Raw genomic sequence first — 20,627 nt, 5'->3', positions numbered from 1 at the left:
ATAGGATTATTCTATGCTGCTATTAATCAATTAACTTGATTTACTATTATTTTATACTAATTTTTTTAGAAAGTATTGTATTTTCAACTTTTACTTTAATAATATAAACACCAGTAGTTAGGTATAACGCTTCCGTTTTACGTTCAATATAGCTTTCGTTAGATTCTGTATTAAAAGTTTTAATAGGTTGCCCTAAGATATTATATAGTTTAACGGTATCAATTAGTTTCGTTTTTGGGTTGTTAATTATAATACTCTCTTTTTCATTAGAAAAGAAGACTTCTAAATTGTTTTTTTCGAAATCATCTGTACCTAAATTATTTAGATCAAAGAACGTAATTTCAAAACGATCTAAATATTCGCCTGTATTTAGGTGTATTTTATAGCTACCTTTTCTTAAATCATGATATACATCTAACTCTTTATCATGAATATATATATTTAGTTTATCGTCTATATTCTCAAGGGTATCAATTTTTAACTCAGCTAAACCGTTGGTTCTAATTTTTATTCCAATTGGTAATTTTTGTTCTTTATTAAAATTATTGACTGCTTGAATAACAAAGTTATTGTTATTAAATACCCAATATGTATCCTCTTTATTACTTTCAATTAATGTAGCATCATACCCTAAATCAAAATCGTTTGAAGCGTTTTCATCAATACCGACAAGTAATTGTCGATGATATCCTTCTGGAGAATCAAACATCAATCTTATCTTTTGTCTATCGTCTGTGTTTTTATTGGTGATAGATGCTTTCTTTTTTGAGTTATTTTTAATAAATATAGATCCTGTATTGGCACCCGAAACCGTTTCTTTTTGGAAGATACGCTGACTGTTTTTAAATAGCAAACTACCGCCAATAACAGGGTTTGTTACTGGAAGAGCAGGATCTAAAACAGCAGATACAAAGAAACCTTGAGCAACAGGAATATATCTTTCAGGGATTTTAGTGCCACTAGTTCCAGAAGGATCAATTCTAGTATCATTAGAAATAGCAACAGCACCGCCTAAAAGGGTATAGGTTGCATAACCGCCTTCGTATTCTGATAAATTATGTGTATTGTTAGCAAAATGATCCCAGAAATATAAAGCGCCATTTATTATATTACCATTAACATTATTACCACCATCTGTGGTACCTAAGTTGTCCATAATAAATTGATTAGCATCTATAGCAGATGGGTATGGATTTCCAACTAAATAATCATTACCTGCACTAATTGTTAAAGTAATATCTCCATTGTTAGGTTGTCCTTGGAAAATATAATTTTGATTTGAGGTTAATGCTCCAGGACCTTTCATAGTAAAGCCTTCCCCAGCGTTTAAAGAACCTGTACTTCTTACATGTTGCCATTCAGAATATGTGTTACCTCCTCTGTTATTATATTTCCATATCCAATAATCGGCAATCGATAAAGGAGATGCCGCACCATTAATACCTGTGGTTAAAAAAGTCGTTCCAGAAAACACATCTGGAAGAGTGTAACTTCCACTACTAGTAGGTGCAACAGGCGAAGACCAATAATTATACAGATAAGTACTAGCATTTCCTTGTTGGTCTCTCTCTAGAGTACCTGTACTTGTTGTCTCAAAATCACTATTTTCACCTTGAATTAATTGCGATTCACCTTCTAAATCAAGAGTGCCATCAATTTTTAGGTAATGAGATACTGTTAAGTCGAAACCAGTGTTAGTAGCAGTATTACCATTAATTTGTAAATCACCAGTATTATTAACTTCTAAACCTAATAAAACTCTTTTTCCATTTTTTGCAGCAGGAATAAGCGTTGTGTTTGAGTTATTCATGGTAACATTGTGATCTATTTCAACAATATTATAATCAATAGTTTCATTAACATCTAAATACGAAGTTACTCCAGGCAGGTATTGTACATCTCCATTTTCCCATGTCGTACTAGTGTCCCAGTCTCCATCTTGTACTGTTTTATATGGTAAAGGAGCAGTTTGACTATCTATAGTATTATAATTAATCATAGTAGCATCGTTACGACTATTAGATTCGTCTTTAACACTTCCAAAAATGAATGTACTCATAGGGTAGTAACCTATTAGATTTGCCCATGGAATAGGGATAATTTCATTTCTAGTTGTAGCAGAAGGTAAAACTTTGCCATCTGCAAAATTCGAGTTATTTTCAATTTCTTGATTCATGATATACCGTATTTGGTCGGCAGATAATGTAACGTCCCATACGCGTACTTCATCTATACTACCCCTGGCTCTCTGTTGTCTTTTAATATAGTGAGCGGCTCCTATCATAAAATGTCCATCAGAGGGAACATTCATAGGGTCTAAAGTATCATCACTATCTTCTAGAAAACCATCAATATATAAATTTGTTAAATTAGTAGCCATATCAAAAGTGGCACATATGTGATGCCATTCATTTTCGGGTATTGTAGCGGTTGTTTGCATGACATTATTTGAGGAGTCAGCAGGGTCTCTCCAAACCATTCGAAATTGTCCTGTTGAATTTATTCTAAAAGCGTAACCATGTGTATAGGCTTCTGGTAGAGCATTTTCTTCGTTAAAATAATTTCTTTTAGATACGACATCAAATTTATCTTCTCCTACGTTTCTTTTAACCCAGGCACTAATTGTATAATTTGTATTAGCTAAATCGTTTACATCTCCAGCAGTGAGGTAGGCATTTGTACCATCAAAAGAAGCAGCTCTTGATAAGGTAGCAGACTCTGGAGCATAACCAAAAGTAATATATTTTGTGCCTTCAAAATAGAAGTCGACTTCCAATTCCGATCCTACATCTTCCATAGTAGCGGAGGTTACATTTGTAGTAAATGAAGCATCATCTGATATAGCCATAACATATGAGCCACCAGAAGTTAATGTTGAAGATACCATAGATTCGGGTATTGATAATTTAATAGTAGGAACAGAATCTTTTACAACAATTTTCCATTTTCTACCAATAGGCGTAAAACTTACGTTTGTTGTTACACCAGTTCCAGCACCAAAATCTTTATTTATTGGAGTGCCCGCAGCTGTTGAACCATTATCATTACCCCACATTAAAAAAGTTTTATCAGCAAAAAAGGTGTTAGTATTTGTGCTATTTGAAGTTGCTATATCTATAATACCTATAGTAATATCATCTGAAGTGTTGGTTGATTTGGATTGTTTTTGGTTTAATTCTGAATCATTATCTAGACCTATACCAGCTACGTTAAAATTAAAACCACTATTTGCAGCTTGATCCCAAATTACAGTACCGTCTGAAGCTACATAATCTTGAGAAATACCATTAGCACCTAAAGTCATTCCGTATTTAATAGCTAGGTACGATTCAATTTGATCTCTTTCTCCAGAAGTTATGGATTTATTGTAAACAATTAATTCAGCAATACCACCATCCCATCTTCTGTTAATATCATTAGGATCTGTACCTATACCAGTGGTTACACTTGCAGGTAAAGTATATGCATTTGTAGCAGCTGTTCCTTGTGTAACACCGCCGCTAAATAATTCGGAATTTGAATTAGCAACAAAATCGTAGTTTGCTAAAAAGGGAGTAGCATCTGCTATGGTTGTAGTAATAACTCCAGTAGGTGTTGCTCCATTAAAATAGCGACTTTGTAGGGTTGTTGAAGCTGTTTGTTCTAAAACAATGGAACCAGTAGCTCCAGCATTAAAATCTAATAAGTTTTTAGTTGTGCTAAAAGTACCTTCAGCAACGGCAAAGATGGTCATGGTTGAATTTGGTGCTGTGGTTGCAAGCATTTCATGATTAGTACCATCAAAATGAACCATAGGGTTAAAATTAATGGCTGTTGCATCAAAAAGAGGTTGATTAGGGACAGTTGCTTGTGTCGCATCATTACTATTTCCACTTTTGTCTAGCCAATTTAAGACAGGATCTGTATCTTCTGCGCTATCACTAGCAGCTTCTTCTACACCAGAATCTGCTTTAAGCCATAATTCTATATTAGATGTAACCCCTCCAGGGCCTTGAGTAATATTACCAGCGTTAGCTAAATTTACAATTTGAATTTCGTGGCCTAAAGTAGATGTACCCCCACCAGCTCTATGTACCCAATGTTCAGCTTCGGTTAAGGAGTTTAATTTGTAATTTCTCCAACCTCTACCATAGCCAGCTCCCGTTCCACTGTGATATGATGAGCCTACAATTAAGGATTGATTTAAGTCTGTTAATGCAGCCGATGTTATGTCAATAGTTACACTTGTAGCACTAGAAGTATCCGAAAAACGGGTTACGCTAATTCCTGCGTTAGCTAACACATGAACAAAGTGCCGATTAGTTCCATCTGAATCGTGTGAAGAGAAGAAGGTCCAGTCTACACTTTGGTTATTTGCTCCATTTTTTATAGATGGCCAATTATCGGAATGAGAATCATTAGTTCCTCCAGTATCAGTATCTCCTCTATGATGGCTAAATATAATAGCGTTATTCCAACTACTTACATCTGTAGCTGTTCCTGTGCCATCCGAACCATCAAAAAGTGTTATGGTACCAGTGTCACCTGATACATCACCAGAATCTCCATGTAAAACTGTCCAATTAGATCCTGTAAACTCCACAAGTGTTATATATACCCTTACATCAGGTACGTTTGTACCCCCTTTTTCTATTCTTAAATTAGTGCTACTTGTTAAATAAGCAATGGCGGTTCCGGAATCGGCATCGTCTGTTCCAGAATTGTTCATAATTCCCGTAATAAAAGGGATACATTTATCTGCATTTGTTATACCAGATATGGCTTGATTTATCGTATAAGTTCCCCCATTTAGATCGACAGCATAACGCCCTCTTACAATCATTTCATTTGCTCCTCCTCCAGAACCAGTATATTCCCATATTGAAGTGTTGAATCTCGTGTTTTCTGCTTGCGATCCAGATTCTCTAAAATAAGTTAAAGTGTTTGTAGCTGTAAGAACTCTTGCTCCTGCCATATCGTCTCCTTCTCTGGCAGCAGTTACGCCGTTGGAGCCACCATGGGTTTTTCTATTATTGTTAGCTAAGGCAACTGCATTGTTTAAAGAAGAAACAGCTGTAAAACTGGTATTTGTACCTCCTAAATTATTAATATCATCTTGGAGGTGTTGAACATTAAAATCCTGAGCTATTGATAAATAGCTGAGTATTGAAAATAGGACGATTAGGACTTGTTTGGGCGGGGAGTAAAACTTTTTCATTTGTGTTAAAAATTATGATTAGAGTTGATTACTTATTATCAAACATATGTAATTACTTTATTAAAAGCAAGAAAATACTTATTTTATAACATATTTAATAGTTTAATTCTTACAATTTTAATCGTTTTTAATGTTAAAAAGTTTTGTTTTTAATATTTTTTTATTTAAGTGACGGGTTTTAAGTTTTGTGTTATTATTTGTAGTAGCACCTTTAAAAGAGAGGGGAGAATAATGTTGTGTTTTAAAGTGCTGTTATATAAATAGTTATAATAAAATCAAGATTATTTAAGTATGATTCTATAATTATTGTTTTTTTGTTTTAAAATTTGCTTTTTAAAGAAAAATCTTATAGTTTGTGTTGATTAATCAACAAATATTTAAATATGAAAACAATTAAAAGTTTATGTTCATTATTATTTATTTTATTATTAACTTTCCCTCTCTCATTTCTTCACTCTCAAAATCCGAGCCCCAATGTGATAGTTATTATAGCAGATGATATGGGATGGTCTCAAGTTAGTACCGGGTTAACTAATTTGAATAATCCAAGCGATTTTTACGAAACCCCAACCTTAGAAACCTTAGCTACAGAAGGTATTGCTTTTCCTCATGCTTATGTAAATGGAGCTAATTGTGCACCAACTCGATCTGCTATTTTAAGTGGTCAATATGCTGCCAGACCTACCAATAATATTTTTGCGGTAGATAATTTAAATCGAGGCGGAAATTCTACATTATTAGTAGGACCATCTAATGGTTTACCATCTGGAATAGATGAAATACCAGCATCTGCTATTACTTTGGCAGAAACTATGAAAACTGCAGGTTATACTACGGTTCATTTAGGGAAGTATCATGTAGGAGAAAATGAAAGTACAAATGTATCTAACAATGCAGCAACAGATCAAGGTTTCGATTTTAATTATGGTGGTGGTACAAAAGGCGCGCCAGGAAGCTATTTTTCTAGTCAATCTGGAGGTGTTTGGACTTTTCATAGTAATATTGGTCCAGAATTAGATGTATATGCAGATCCGTATACCTTAGCAGAGTCAATGGCTTTGGCAGGCGATAGTTCTTTAGAAGGGACAGCAAAACATGTTACAGATGCTATGGCAGATGCAGCTATAGATTTTATGAATACGAATACTAGTAACCCGTTTTTTATGCACTTTAGTAATTTTGCCATTCATGGACCCTTCGATCAATCTAATGCACGTCCAGATTTGTATGCCAAATACGATGCAAAAACGCCTAGTACCATGGGGCATAATAATAAAGGACAAGCAGCGATAGCAGAAGGTATGGATCAAACTATTGGTAGATTAATAGATTACTTAAAAACGACAGTAGATACAAGAAACCCAGGGCATATGCTATCTGAAAATACCTTAGTTTATTTTATTTCCGATAATGGAGGTGCGATAAGTACAGATGATAATGGACCGTTACGTGGTAAAAAAGGCGATTTTTATGAAGGTGGTATTAGATCTGTTACCATAGCTTGGTCTGAAGCTACATGGTTAGCAAATAAAGGGACTATAAATAGCACCCCAATATTAGCTTTCGATTTATACCCGACCTTAGTAGAAGCAGCAGGAGGGACTTTACCATCTGGCTACGATATAGATGGAGAAAGCCAATGGCAGATGTTAACTAACGGAACTAGTATGACTAGAACTGGGTTATTCTGGCATTTCCCAGGTTATATACGTGACCAAAAACCAGTATCGGTGATAAGAAAAGGAGATTATAAATTAATCCATAATTACGAAACAGCTTCATACGAATTATATAATTTAATAACGGATATAAGTGAAACAACAAATTTATTATCAGGAAGTCCAGATACAGCAACATTGGTAATAGCTAATGATATGAGTACCGATTTACAAAATCATTTGGTAACCACCTCAGCACCACTACCTACCTATAGAAGTGATGGAACTACAGTACCATTACCATATATTATTTCAACATCTTCTTCTCCAAATTCAACAGCAGGTTGTCAAGCAGCTAGTGGTTATGAGGCGTATTGGGATTTTGATACAGCAAGTAATGCTAATGATGCATCAGGAAACGGTCATGATCCAACTCCAATGAATGGTACTTTAACCTACGATACAGTCGATTTTAAAGAAGGTGATCAATCTGCTGTATTTGACGGTACTGTAGATATAAATTATAGTACAAGTACATTTTTATCACCAGTTACGTCTGCAAGAAGTGTCTCAGTTTGGATAAAACCAACAAGTTTAACAGGAATTCAAGAAATTTTTGATGAAGGTGGCAATACGGTAGGAATAGCGATGCGATTAAATGGTTCTAATTTAGAATCTATAGTACGAGAATCGCTTACTGTATCAACTAGTTTAAGTACGGCTTATCCAACAGATGGGGATTGGCATCATGTAGCCTTAGTGTTTGATGGTGCAAATACAACACATGCTTTATATATAGATGGTGTTTTAGCAACATCAAACACTTCTGCAGCAAGTAGTATTGGATCACATAATGAGACAGGAGGAGGAATAGGTGGTGTTATTGGTAGTTATGACAGTTTTGCTAATGCAGCCGATAGTTATTTTATAGGTAAAATGGATGCTTTTTCAGTATACGACTCAGTACTAACAATAACTGAAATACAAGATGCTTCTTGTTTTGTAGTTCAAAACTCTAGTGCAGCTTGTCAAGCAGTAAGTGGTTATGAAGCTTATTGGGATTTTGATATTGCAAGTGAAGCTAATGATGCTTCAGGGAATAGTCATGACCCAGCCTCAATAAATGGAACTTTAACTTATGATACAGTTGATTTTAAAGAAGGCGATCAATCCGTTGTGTTTGATGGTACTGTAAATATTCAGTATAGTTCGGGATCATTTATGACAACAGGAACAAGTACAAGAAGTGCTATGGCATGGGTTAAGCCAATAAGTTTAACTGGTATTCAAAATATATTTGACGAAGGGGGCAGATTAGTAGGAATTGGGATGCGATTAAATGGTGCTAATTTAGAGTCTATAGTTAGAGATACAGAAACGACGTCATCTTTATTAAGTTTTGCTTTTCCAAATGATGGTGATTGGCATCATGTCGCAATAGTGTATGATGGAGGAAGTACTAGTCATAAACTATATTTAGATGGTGCTGAGGTAGCCTCAGATAGTTCTGCTCCAAGTATTGTAGGTGCACATACAGGATTAGGAGGAATAGCAGGAAAGATAAGTGGAACAGATAGTTTTAATAACAGTGCAGTTAGCAATTTTACAGGAAAAATGGATGCTTTTGCATTTTACAATAATACATTAACAGCTCTAGAAGTTGAGGATTCGGCATGTATTTCAAGTCAAGTAATAGCAGATGCAGGATTGGATGTTACTATTTGCGATGGAGATTCTACTATTTTAACAGCATCTGGAGGTACAACTTATTTATGGAGTACAGGAGAAACCACAGCAAGTATTATGGTAAATCCATCGGTTACGACAACTTATATGGTAACAGTTTCAAATAGTTCTTCTTCAGATAATGATGATGTTATAGTTACTGTAAATACATCACCAGTAGCAGATGCTGGTAGCGATGTTACTATAACTGAAGGAGACTCTACAACTTTAACAGCCTCTGGAGGTGGTGCCTATTTATGGAGTACAGGAGAAACTATAGCAAGTATTATTGTAAGCCCAACGGTAACGACAACTTATACAGTAACAGTAACTCAAGGTGGGTGTAGTGATAGTGCAGATGTTATTATAACTGTAAATCCATTAGGAGGAGGTTGTACATATACAGTAATAAATACTGAAGGTTTTGAAACAGGTTGGGGTATTTGGAACGATGGAGGATCAGATGCAGTTAGAGATTCTAATGCAAGCTATGCAACTACAGGGACTTATAGTATGAGACTTCGTGATAATACATCAACATCTGTAGGAACAACAGATAATTTAGATTTAGTAATTTATGATGAAATTACTATCGATTTTGGATATTACTGTAGAAGTATGGATAATAGTAATGAAGATTTTTGGTTACAAATATCTACAGATGGAGGTTCGAATTTCACCACAGTAGAAGAGTGGAACAGGGATGATGAGTTTGTTAATGATCAATTTTATACTGATCAAGTTATAATTGCCGGACCATTTACTGCAACGACGCAGTTTAGGTTTAGAGCTGATGCTTCTGGAAATCAAGATTGGGTTTATATTGACGATATCGTAATTAATGGTTGTACTACGTCTGGTTCGAGTAGAATTATTTCTAACGATAAAACAAATAACGAACTTTTAAGTGTAAATGAAAGTGTAGTTAGAAAAGAAGCCAATATGGTTTTATATCCTAATCCTTTTTTAGATAAGTTTAGTATTAGTATGAGGGATACCTATAAAAATATTAAGGTAGAATTAATAAATGTTTTAGGTCAACAGTTATTCTCAAAAGAATTTAAGAAAAATGAAGTTATAGAGGTAGGAACACAAGGTTTACCTCAAGGTCAGTATTTAATAAAAATAAACATTGATAATAAAATTACTTTTAAACGTGTCGTTAAAAAGTAAGAGAACAAAAGTAAATTTTAAAAATAGGAGAGCATTTATGGAGGCTACTGAAAAAGTAATCGTATTTTGAAAACGCGAACTTCATTATAAGAGATTTCACGAATTAATTTTGTGAAATCTCTTTTTGATTTTAAGCTTTTTATAATTCAATTTGCACTTTTATACTCTCTATTTTGGCTCAAATAATGCTTATTGCTTCCTTGGTCTTAATTTCTTTATTTTGACTAGCTTAATTTTAGAATTCTTTTCAAATTCACAGCAAATATTGTTAAAGCACTCTGCATTTGCATATTTTCTATACCATAAGATATAGCTCTTCCATAACCATGGACATTTTTTAATTCTCCATTTTTAGCTTCTATTTTATAACGCTGTTTGGATTTCTCTTTAAAACAATCAGAAGTTCAAACTCCATCTGTTCTTTATGAATGTCTGATTTAGTAGTAACCGAGTAAGATTTTGATTTAGCTCCTTCTTTATAACACCCCCTCTTTTAAAGGACAGCTTTTACATTTCTCAACATCAAAATAATAAGTGATTACTTGATTTTTAGCAACATTCTTTTTGCCTTGCTTTGCTTTTCTTATGGCTAAATGTCCTGCTGGACAAACAAACATGTCGGCATCTTTATTATAATCAAATTCATTTTCTTCTTTCCTAAACCCTTGGCTGATAGCTGGATTTAATCTAGCTACAATCTTTATATCTTTTTCTTGGGCTAATTCTAAATTCTTTTTGCCAGAATAAGCGGCATCTCCTATAACAGTATCCACATCAATCCCATGTTGTTCACTTTGTGTTATTAATTCTGGTAAAATTGGACCATCTCCTTTTTCTCCTGAAGTAACAACTGCTCCTGTGATAATTCTCTCTTCAGTCATTGCCAAATGAGTTTTGTAACCAAAAAACGGGCTGTCCTGTGATTTGTGGCCAATCTTTGCATCCTTATCTTTTGAAACAACATCTTGAGCCGCGTGTTCAATATCATCAACAGATTCTTTAAGTAAGTTCAATTTTTCTTTTATTGCTGGAACTTCGCTAAGTGTAGGAGTGCCATCTAATAAGGTTCCTAATTCCTTGCAGTAAGCTAGTTCTTTTTCTAAATCATTGCCCTGATTCTTGACCGGCATCTTACAGGTCCAATCTTCTTGGTAAGCATAAACTGATTTGCGAAGTTGTTTTGAACGTTCCCGTAAAACGTCTATAGCTAAAATGGGGTTCGATTTTGATAAACTATGGGTAGCATCTACAATAATTGATCTGGATTTTATGATGCCTTGTTCAACAGCAATGCTAACTGTTCTATTGATAAGCATATCCAGCAAATTGGTATCCTTTAAACGTTGCCTACGAAACTTTGTTAAAGTACTTGGGGCAATAATTACTTTTAGCAGAAGATATTTGAATAGTCTTATGGGACTTTCTGCTTTTCTGCCTTGAGTTTGAGAATATTTTGATTGAAGTTCTTCATAGATGAAATTAAAATCTATTAAATCATTGATACGCCTTAACAAATTAGTGTTAGGAACAATTAAATCATATAAAGAACTGTACTCGCTTAACCGAAAAGATTCCTGTTGAACTATCATGAATACAAAATACAAAAAAACGGCAAGTATCTAAAATACTTACCGCTTTTATTTAAGTTCGTGACTTTTTCAGTGGCCTCGCTTTTATGCTCTCCTATTTTTTTTGATTAATTATTCCTGTAAAAGATGTTGTGTAAAAGCTTTTTTAGTGTTAAGTGTTATAAAACAATACTTTGGTGTCTGTTTTATAATAAAATGAATTATATTTATGTAAGAAAATATAACTTAAAATATTATGAAAAAAACTACTTATTTGTGTTCATTATTATTTATTTTATTATTAACTTTCCCTCTCTCATTTCTTCACTCTCAAAATCCGAGCCCCAATGTGATAGTTATTATAGCAGATGATATGGGATGGTCTCAAGTTAGTACCGGGTTAACTAATTTGAATAATCCAAGCGATTTTTACGAAACCCCAACCTTAGAAACCTTAGCTACAGAAGGTATTGCTTTTCCTCATGCTTATGTAAATGGAGCTAATTGTGCACCAACTCGAGCTGCTATTTTAAGTGGTCAGTATGCTTCCAGACCTACCAATAATATTTTTGCGGTAGATAATTTAAACCGAGGCGGAAATTCTACTTTATTAATAGGACCTCCAAATGGTTTACCATCTGGAATAGATGAAATACCAGCATCTGCTATTACTTTGGCAGAAACTATGAAAACTGCAGGTTATACTACCGTTCATTTAGGGAAGTATCATGTAGGAGAAAATGAAAGTACAAATGTATCTAACAATGCAGCAACAGATCAAGGTTTTGATGTTAATTACGGAGGAGGAACTAAAGGTAATCCAGGTAACTATTTTGCAACCCAATCTGGAGGTAATTGGACTTTTCATAGTAATATTGGTTCAGAATTAGATGTATATGCAGATCCTTATACTTTAGCTGAATCGATGTCCTTAGCAGGTGATAGTTCCTTAGAGGGTACAGCAAAGCATGTTACAGATGCTATGGCAGATGCTGCTATAGATTTTATGAATGCGAATACTAGTAACCCATTTTTTATGCACTTTAGTAATTATGCTATTCATGGACCTTTTAATCAGGCTAATGCACGCCCAGATTTATATGCTAAATACGATGCTAAAACACCTAGTACTATGGGGCATAATAATAAAGGACAAGCTGCTATAGCCGAAGGTATGGATCAAACCATTGGTAGATTAATAGATTACTTAAAAACAACAGCCGACCCTAGAAACGTAGGACATATGTTATCTGAAAATACTTTAGTTTATTTTATTTCCGATAATGGTGGAGCAATAAGTACAGACGATAATGGACCATTACGAGGCATGAAAGGCGATTTGTATGAAGGTGGTATTAGATCTGTTAGTTTAGTTTGGTCCGAAGCTTCATGGTTGGCAAACAAAGGTACAGTGAATAACACGCCCATATTAGCCTTTGATTTATATCCAACCTTGGTAGAAGCGGCAGGAGGTACATTACCTGTAGGTTACGATATAGATGGCGAAAGCCAATGGCAAATGTTGACTAATGGAACGAGTATGACAAGAACAGGTTTATTTTGGCATTTTCCAGGCTATATACGTGATCAAAAACCAGTATCTGTAATAAGAAAAGGGGATTATAAATTAATACACAATTATGAAGCGGCTTCGTATGAGCTATATGATTTAATAAATGACATAAGTGAAACTACAAATTTATTATCAGGAAGTCCAGATGCAGGAATATTGGAGATAGGTAATAATATGAGTATCGATTTACGGAATCATTTAATAGATACTTCGGCACCATTACCTACCTATAGAAGTGGAGGTGGTACAGTGCCATTACCATATATAATTACTACAGCTCCGCCAGTAAATTCGATAGTTGGTTGTCAGGCAGTAAGCGGTTATGAAGCTTACTGGGATTTTGATACAGCGAGTGATGCAAATGATGCATCTGGAAATAATCATAATCCTAATCCAATAAATGGAACTTTAAGTTATGATACAGTCGATTTTGAAGAGGGGGATCAATCTGTAGTGTTTGATGGAACTGTAAATATTCAGTATAGTTTAGGAGCATTCATGACGGCAGCAACAAGTACAAGAAGTATAGTAGCATGGGTTAAACCAACAAGTTTAACAGGTATCCAAAATATATTGGACGAAGGCGGTAGATTAGTAGGAATAGGGATGCGATTAAATGGTTCTAATTTAGAATCAATAGTGAGAGAAACAGAGACAACATCTTCTTTGTTAAGTTTTCCTTTTCCAAACGATGGAGATTGGCATCATGTGGCTTTAGTGTATGATGGAGGTAGTACAAGTCATAAACTTTACATTGATGGGGTTGAGGTAGCTTTAGATAGTTCTGCACCAAGTTCAATAGAAATACATACAGGTTTAGGAGGTATAGCTGGAAAGATAAGTGGAACAGATAGTTTTAATAACAATACGACAAGTAATTTTATAGGTAAAATGGATGCTTTTGCCTTGTATAATGGAACTTTAACAGCTACAGAAGTTGAAGACTCGGCTTGTAGTATGGTTTTAAGTATAGCAGATGAAAGTGATAAAATATATACGCTATCTCCAAATCCATTTAAAGATTATGTTACTATCCATTTAAATGATGTACCTAAAGATGTTTCTGTTAAAATATATAACCTACTAGGAGAATTAGTTTTTTCTAAACACTTTATTAAAAATAGAAAGATTAATATACCTGTTCAAAATTTTTCAAAAGGATTATATTTACTTAATATGAATATTGATAATCATATCATTTCGAAAAAGATTTTAAAAGAATAATAAATTCATTTTTGATTTTTTATTGTCTTAATAGTTTTATTTTAAGCCTTAAAAAAACGTCATCTAAGTCAAGCCTAAAACCTTAATTTTGGTTAAGTAAAAAAGTTAAGAAACGTTTATTAAAAGGTATAAAAAATCCAGATAGAAACTATCTGGATTTTTTCTTTACTTATACTATTTCTTATTAAAAAATGATTATATTTTTAGATAAGAAATAGTATTATTTGAATTAGTCACGGCAAATATAATCTATTTTTTGATAAACTTTTTAATCCTAGTTTCATTACCATTATAGACTTCAATAAAGTATAGGCCAGCGTTTAAATTACTTACTCCAATTTCTTTACTAGAGAGTCCTTTAATAACGGTTTGCCCAATCATATTTATTACTTTATATGAGAAGATTTCGGTGTTTGGAACTAATACGTTAAGTGTATTACCAGTTAAAGGATTTGGAAACATTTTAAACCCTTCTTTAGATTCATTATCTAATCCACCATCTCTACTTGTATCAGAATTAGATGAGGTAGAGGTTATATTTACAGTTCTAACAATTTCAATGGCTGAGTTTCCAGCTGTATCGCTAACATTATAAGTCACATTGTAAGAGCCAAGTTTAGAGGTGTCTATAATGTCGCCTCCAATTATAATATGTGGTGTTAGGTCTCCATCTATATTGTCTGATGCTGTTGCTCCTAGTTCGATATAAGTATCATCTGGTGTTAAATTTAGAACAGGGTCTCCAATTAAACTCATTATTGGAGTTGTTTTATCTGCATTAGATATTCCAATGGTTACAGTGTAATCTTCAACTTCTCCATATTGAAATGATTCACAAGAAGAAGTAGGGGTACCATTATATTTCATGGATACACGCATTCTTGTTGTACTTTCAATAGCGTTAGAAGGAATAGTAAAGGTACCGTTAACACTACTAGACTTTGTTGGAGATTGTGACCAAACTAACTCTCCAGCATCTGTAAAAACTCCATTTTTGTTGTAATCAATCCACACAGCATACCCTTCATTATATATGGTTCCTGTCCAAGTTGGATTTATTACTATAGTATAACTACTATTTCTTATTAACGTGGTTGAAATACCAGTGAAGTTGTTATAAAATTGAGCGTCTGAAGTGTTATCAATAGTATTTAATCGGACTCTACTTATATATTCATCGTTAACATTTGAACTAGTAGAAGTGCAATAATCTAAAGGAATTTCTGTAGTTGTAAATTTATGAATAGTGCTGTATACAGAAGTTGAATTATCTGGACATATACTTCTAATTTTAGCTTCATATTGAGTTAAAGAATTTAAACCTGTTAAGGTTTGTGAAAGTTCAGTTAAAGAAAGCGTGGTGAATGCTGCTGCTCCAACTTCTCTATATTCCAAATTATAAGATGCCCCAGGGATATTATTCCAATTTAAAATAGCTGAATTAGAACTAATACTAGATGCAGCTAAGCCTGTGGGTGCAGTTGCATTACAAGCTATAGGAGCAGAAATGGTAAAGTTTGTGTTTGAAATATCAAAGAATATATTATTAGACCCTTTAACCATAATTCTATTTTGGGTTCCTTCATTATCAGGAACAACGACATTATAGAATCCATCATTAGTAACTCCAGCAGCTAAAGTAATAGGATAGGTGTCTCCACCGTCTGTAGATAATAAAATATCAACATTAGCAGCATTAATTCCGTTTGCAGTTGTACCAGCTACATCCCAAGCTACTGTTTGTGTTGTTCCTGCGTACCAAGTTAGATTTGTATTAGGTCTGTTTACAATAAAGGGACCTGCAGTACCATTAACAGTTACTAGCATATCGTCACTACTATTGGAGCCACCACCAGCAACATTATCTCTTACAGTTAATCTAAAATTTAAAGTTCTTGCTACACTAGGTACAGCTTCCCATTGCCATGATGTAGCTCCAGTTTTAATAGTTTCTAATCTAGGAAAATATCTTTTGGTATCTGTAGTAGGGTTAAAAGACCTGAATGCTACGCCAGAAGTTGCGTTTTCATTAGGATATGTTGTTCTCGAATTGTTTTCATCCATTTGTTCCCAACAGTAGGTAAGTACATCTCCTGCATTAGCATCTGTAGCAGAACCATCTAATACAAAAGCAGTTCCTTTTGGAATGGTATAATTTGAGCCTGCATTTACTACAGGAACAGCATTCCCTGTATTAGTGTTTGTTTGGCAGTTTTTGCTTTTTATATAATTTGTTATTTGTTGAATAGATATAGCATGGAAATAAGGATCACTGTTACTTTGAACATCTGTAGAACCTGTAATACCTGCATATCCCATAATAGTAGAGCCACTACCAGGTTCCATTTGTACATTAGAATCTTCATTTCTACCATATGTCCAAGTATGGTTTCCTCCAAATTGATGTCCTATTTCATGAGCAACATAATCAACATCAAAAGGATCTCCTTCTGGAGAATTAAGAGATGTCCAACCGCTTCCTTTTTGATTGTTAACACATACACAACCTATACAACCAGCATTTCCACTATTTCCAGCTCTTGCAAATAAATGACCTATATCGTAATTAGATTCACCAATAACACTTGTTAATGTAGCTTGTACTTGTCTATTATAATTTCCTGAAGTACTTGCATAAGGGTCTGTACTAGTGTTAGTATAAATAACATCGTCTGTATTTGCAATTAAAGTAAAGCTTACATTAAAATCTCTTTCGTAAATCCCATTAACTCTTGTCATGGTTGTATTCATAGCAGCTAGAGCAGAAGCTTTAGTGCCGCCATGATATTGTGTGTATTCTGCTGTAGTAGAAATTGCTATTCTATAGGTACGAAGTATTGAATCGTCAGCATTTTTTAACGTTGAAGAGCTTTTGGATCCTTTATTTAATGTTTTGTTAACTTGATTGGTGACTTTACATTCAAATTCATCAACATGAGTTCTTTTAGACCGGTCGTATACTCTATAATATGAAAGGTCCTCTGTGTAGGGTTCAATAAAAGTAGCTCGTTTACTAGCAGATAGAGTCATACTGTGCATTCCTTGAGGAGAAATACTAAATCTAATAACCTCTGAAGGATCCTTTATTCCTTGACCTACATAAGATCTTATGTCAGGATACCTTGCTTGTAAATCAGGATGCATAATAGAAGCCTCTTTTATTCTAAAATTTTCTAGATTACCAAGTGAATTAGGAAAAGCTATTATGGTTTCAGATTTTTTTGAAAGATTCCTCCGTTTGGGGACATTTGTTAATGCTTTTTTTAACCCTTCTATATTTAAAGTATAGGTGTTAGGGGCGGTAATGTCTTTTTTACTTTTTTTAATTTTAGCATTTTTAGTAGAAGATACTTTTTCCCAAAAGGAGCTGCTTTGGGAAAAAATAAATGTAGAATTAAATAAAATCAAAAGAATAGGTAATAATTTTTTCATCATTGTAGGTTATTTAAAAGTTATTAATTAGTGCGTGAAATTAATATTTAAATGACGAAAATTCCAACAAGAAACCATTTTTCTTACAAATTAATGTAAGAAAAATAGTATTGATAATTTATTGGCATAAAAAAAATGAAAATGCTTTTTTTTGATATGAATAATAGTGCTTTTATGAGGAATTAATATTTTTTAGAATTATAGAAATCGCATTTTATTGATGAATATTTTTTTATAAACATTGGGTTAATTTTTGTGGGAAAAGCTGAAAAACTCATTAATTGTTATTAATCAGTAGAGTAGCGGTTTTTGTTGGTTTTAAAAGACTAATGTCATTCATAGGGAAAATTAAAACTTAGTATTCACTATAGCTTATTTCTTACTTATACTAAAGGTAATTTATAATAATTTTATGCTTTTAATGTGTTTTTTGATAAAAGAAATAGTGGTAAATTTATTTACTGTTAAGTTTTTTGTTTTCTCCTAAAACTAATTTTCGTTGTTTATTACTAAGGTCATTTTTAAAATAAACTTCGAGATTATGGTTTACACGGTGTCTTTTCATCTCGAGATAACACGCATTAAGATTTAAACCATAATCAAAACGTGTTAGTAAGGAATGATTAAGACCTTTTGAGTTTGCTACATTTCTACATTAGTAAAATGAGATTTTTCCCAAATAATACCTTTTCTGTATTTTGTGTAGGTAAAAGCGTTTGGTATAAAAGGCTCTCCAGCATTAGTCATCAGTTCTACTATAGAAGCTATTTTAAAGTTTACACCATCTTCTGCATACTAAATAGCATTATGTTAATTACCATCTTTTATAGCTAATGCTGCCATACCTATTTTAAAGGGGAGTAAAGTGGTTTCAGTAGCATTACTGGATTAAGCGCGTATTTTGTAAAGGGATCTAGAGGGTTGTTTGCCATAGCTAATTCCCCTACATACGAATATATTTAGGGTTTTTTATCAAAATTTGATTTGTAATAGAGATAAATTTTCCCTTTATATACTATAGGATATGGGTCATGTATAGAATATTGATCCCATTTGGTTTATTTTTAGGTAAAGTGTATGGGAATACTGTTTATTCTTTTTTCTTTGATTCGCAAGAAATGAATAATGACTCTAAAAATATGACTAGTACTATTTTATAACTAATAGGAGCTTTGTCTAGTTTCACTTTATGCTAGTATCTTTGTCATTTATATATATAATTCTAAATTTTATTAATTTGTCTTTAAATACATTTTTGTTAACCTTTTTTGTATCTATATTAAAGGTATATTTATGGTCACAATCCTTCATTAAAACTATAGAATTAAGAATTAATAATGCTTCGGCAGGGTCTTCTACATTATAAAAAATATTTGTCATAAGTTCTACAGGATTTTGAATACCAATAAGTCCTAAAAATTCGGCAGAACGTACTTTGTTTATTGGCTCACTATCTGATTTAGATATCTTTTTTGCTAATCTAATCATAGGGGAGGCTTTTTTACCAAAATTGCTACATGTAATTAATGCCCAATAGCGTTCCCAAGGATCTTTTGAATTAAGTCCATCCTCAATTTTAGATTGTACACTTTCAAAATCTGACAAGCTAAGGTTGGCAGTTTCTATGTATTTATGAATATCAGCTTTATGTTTTTGACCAAAATTTATAGGGTTATTAAAAGCATTTTTAATTAAATGAAATTCAGGGTAAAATGATAAATCTGGCATGTTTGTTATCTTAGCATTCAGTTTTTTACGCATATCCAATAGTACTTTTGAATAATCTGATTGATTAGCTAGATTGTTTGTCTCGTATGGGTCTATTTCTAAATTGTAAAGTGCTTCAGGTTGTTTTGTTTTAAAAAACTTAGCTTGTATGTCATTTAATTGATCTTCTTCATACAATTTTCTCCATTCTTTATAGGCTAATTGTCTATATCGATATTCATTCATTAAAGCATCAAAATTAAAAGCTTGATAGTTTCTAATATATTTATATTTGCCTTTTCTAAGTGCACGAACCATATCGTATTTTTCATCAAATCTGTCTGCATAACTAAAAGTTTCATCTCTACTCTCAAGGTCTTTTGCTGTTACTCCTTTACCAAGAAAAGGTTTTCCATCAATGCCTTTAGGAATTTCAGCATCAGCTAAATTTAAAACTGTTGGTCCAAAATCTATAAAACTTACAAATCCATCAGATTTTGTTCCTGGTTTAACATTTACCAAGTTTTTATATTTAGATGGGATATAAACTACTAATGGAATATGTAAGCCTGTTTCGCTAAGATATCCTTTGCTTCCAGGTAATACACCACCATGGTCTCCATAGTAAAAAATAAAGGTGTTTTCAAGTAATCCGTCTTTTTCTAGTTGATTAATAACTTGACCAACTTCTTTATCCATTTTTTTTATTTTATCATGATAAAGCGCATTTGTATATCTAAATAATTCTGTTTGTGGATGGTTAGGAAAAACAAAGCAAGAATCGGGATTGGTAATAGTTTTTAATTTCATGTCTTCTTCATTAAAATGAAGTTTTCCTTCATGTGTTGTTCCTATATTAAATACATGAAAAAAGGGTTGTCCTGCTTTACGGTTTCTCCAACTTGCTTTTTTTGAAGAATCATCCCAAACACTATCTGGTTTAATAATATTATAATCTTCTTTCCAATTATTAGTAGTGTAATAACCAGCTTTCCTCAAGTAAATAGGAAACATTTCTAAGCCATTGGGCATAGGGACTTTTTCCATTTTCCTATGGTAATGAGTTGCTAATCTAGGGCCATAAGAACTCGATATTAAAGTTGATCTGGCTGCACTACATACTGCTGCATTTGAAAAGGCGTGTGTAAAGATCACGCCATTATTAGCAAGTTTTTCAATGTTTGGCGTTTTTGCTCCATGCTCATCAAATAACTGCATGTAATGTTTGGAATTATCCTCAGAAGTAATCCATACAATATTTGGAGGGATATAAGTTTCTGATTGTGCTTTACAAGCATTTAATAAATATATTGTTGTTAGAATGGATGTTAATATTATAAACTTAGATTTCAACATATGTTTAATATTAT

The 20,627-nt window shown here is 33.1% G+C and carries 5 protein-coding genes and 1 pseudogene; 2 read left to right on the top strand and 4 right to left on the bottom strand.

The window, feature by feature from the left end; all coding sequences use genetic code 11:
• Positions 1-46 precede the first annotated feature (46 nt).
• Complete coding sequence (locus A8C32_RS15780; RefSeq protein ID WP_069831372.1) at positions 47-5,197, bottom strand: DUF8693 domain-containing protein; 5,151 nt, start codon at positions 5,195-5,197, stop codon at positions 47-49.
• A gap of 383 nt (positions 5,198-5,580) precedes the next feature.
• Here A8C32_RS15780 and A8C32_RS15775 point away from each other — a divergent pair, with 383 nt between their 5' ends.
• Positions 5,581-9,753, top strand: coding sequence for a sulfatase-like hydrolase/transferase (locus A8C32_RS15775; protein WP_069831371.1), 4,173 nt, complete (start codon positions 5,581-5,583; stop codon positions 9,751-9,753).
• A 224-nt stretch (positions 9,754-9,977) separates the two neighbouring features.
• On the opposite strand, the pseudogene A8C32_RS15770 reads toward A8C32_RS15775, so the two are convergent.
• A pseudogene (locus tag A8C32_RS15770) lies at positions 9,978-11,342 on the bottom strand (transposase).
• Between the two features lie 235 nt (positions 11,343-11,577).
• Here A8C32_RS15770 and A8C32_RS15765 point away from each other — a divergent pair.
• A complete protein-coding gene (locus A8C32_RS15765; RefSeq protein ID WP_069831370.1) occupies positions 11,578-14,118 on the top strand; it encodes a sulfatase-like hydrolase/transferase in 2,541 nt (846 codons plus the stop codon).
• 249 nt (positions 14,119-14,367) lie between these two features.
• Here the strand turns inward: A8C32_RS15765 and A8C32_RS15760 are convergent, their stop codons facing one another.
• Together A8C32_RS15760 and A8C32_RS15755 are read right to left on the bottom strand one after the other, a co-directional pair.
• Entirely contained in the window at positions 14,368-17,553 is a 3,186-nt protein-coding gene (locus A8C32_RS15760) for a reprolysin-like metallopeptidase (protein ID WP_069831369.1), read from the bottom strand.
• 1,179 nt (positions 17,554-18,732) lie between these two features.
• Positions 18,733-20,613: a sulfatase family protein gene (locus tag A8C32_RS15755; RefSeq protein ID WP_069831368.1), complete on the bottom strand. Its 1,881-nt coding sequence runs from the start codon at positions 20,611-20,613 to the stop codon at positions 18,733-18,735.
• Positions 20,614-20,627 lie beyond the last annotated feature (14 nt).

The sequence above is a fragment of the Flavivirga aquatica genome (genome assembly GCF_001747085.1).
GTDB classification, from domain to species: Bacteria; Bacteroidota; Bacteroidia; order Flavobacteriales; family Flavobacteriaceae; genus Algibacter_C; species Algibacter_C aquatica.
This window is presented reverse-complemented; position numbering and strand designations above follow the sequence as displayed.

Coding starts and splice junctions, on each gene's coding strand:
- A8C32_RS15765 (WP_069831370.1), top strand. CDS start 11,578: ATGAAAAAAACTACTTATTTGTGTTCATTATTATTTATTTTATTATTA.
- A8C32_RS15755 (WP_069831368.1), bottom strand. CDS start 20,613: ATGTTGAAATCTAAGTTTATAATATTAACATCCATTCTAACAACAATA.
- A8C32_RS15760 (WP_069831369.1), bottom strand. CDS start 17,553: ATGATGAAAAAATTATTACCTATTCTTTTGATTTTATTTAATTCTACA.
- A8C32_RS15780 (WP_069831372.1), bottom strand. CDS start 5,197: ATGAAAAAGTTTTACTCCCCGCCCAAACAAGTCCTAATCGTCCTATTT.
- A8C32_RS15775 (WP_069831371.1), top strand. CDS start 5,581: ATGAAAACAATTAAAAGTTTATGTTCATTATTATTTATTTTATTATTA.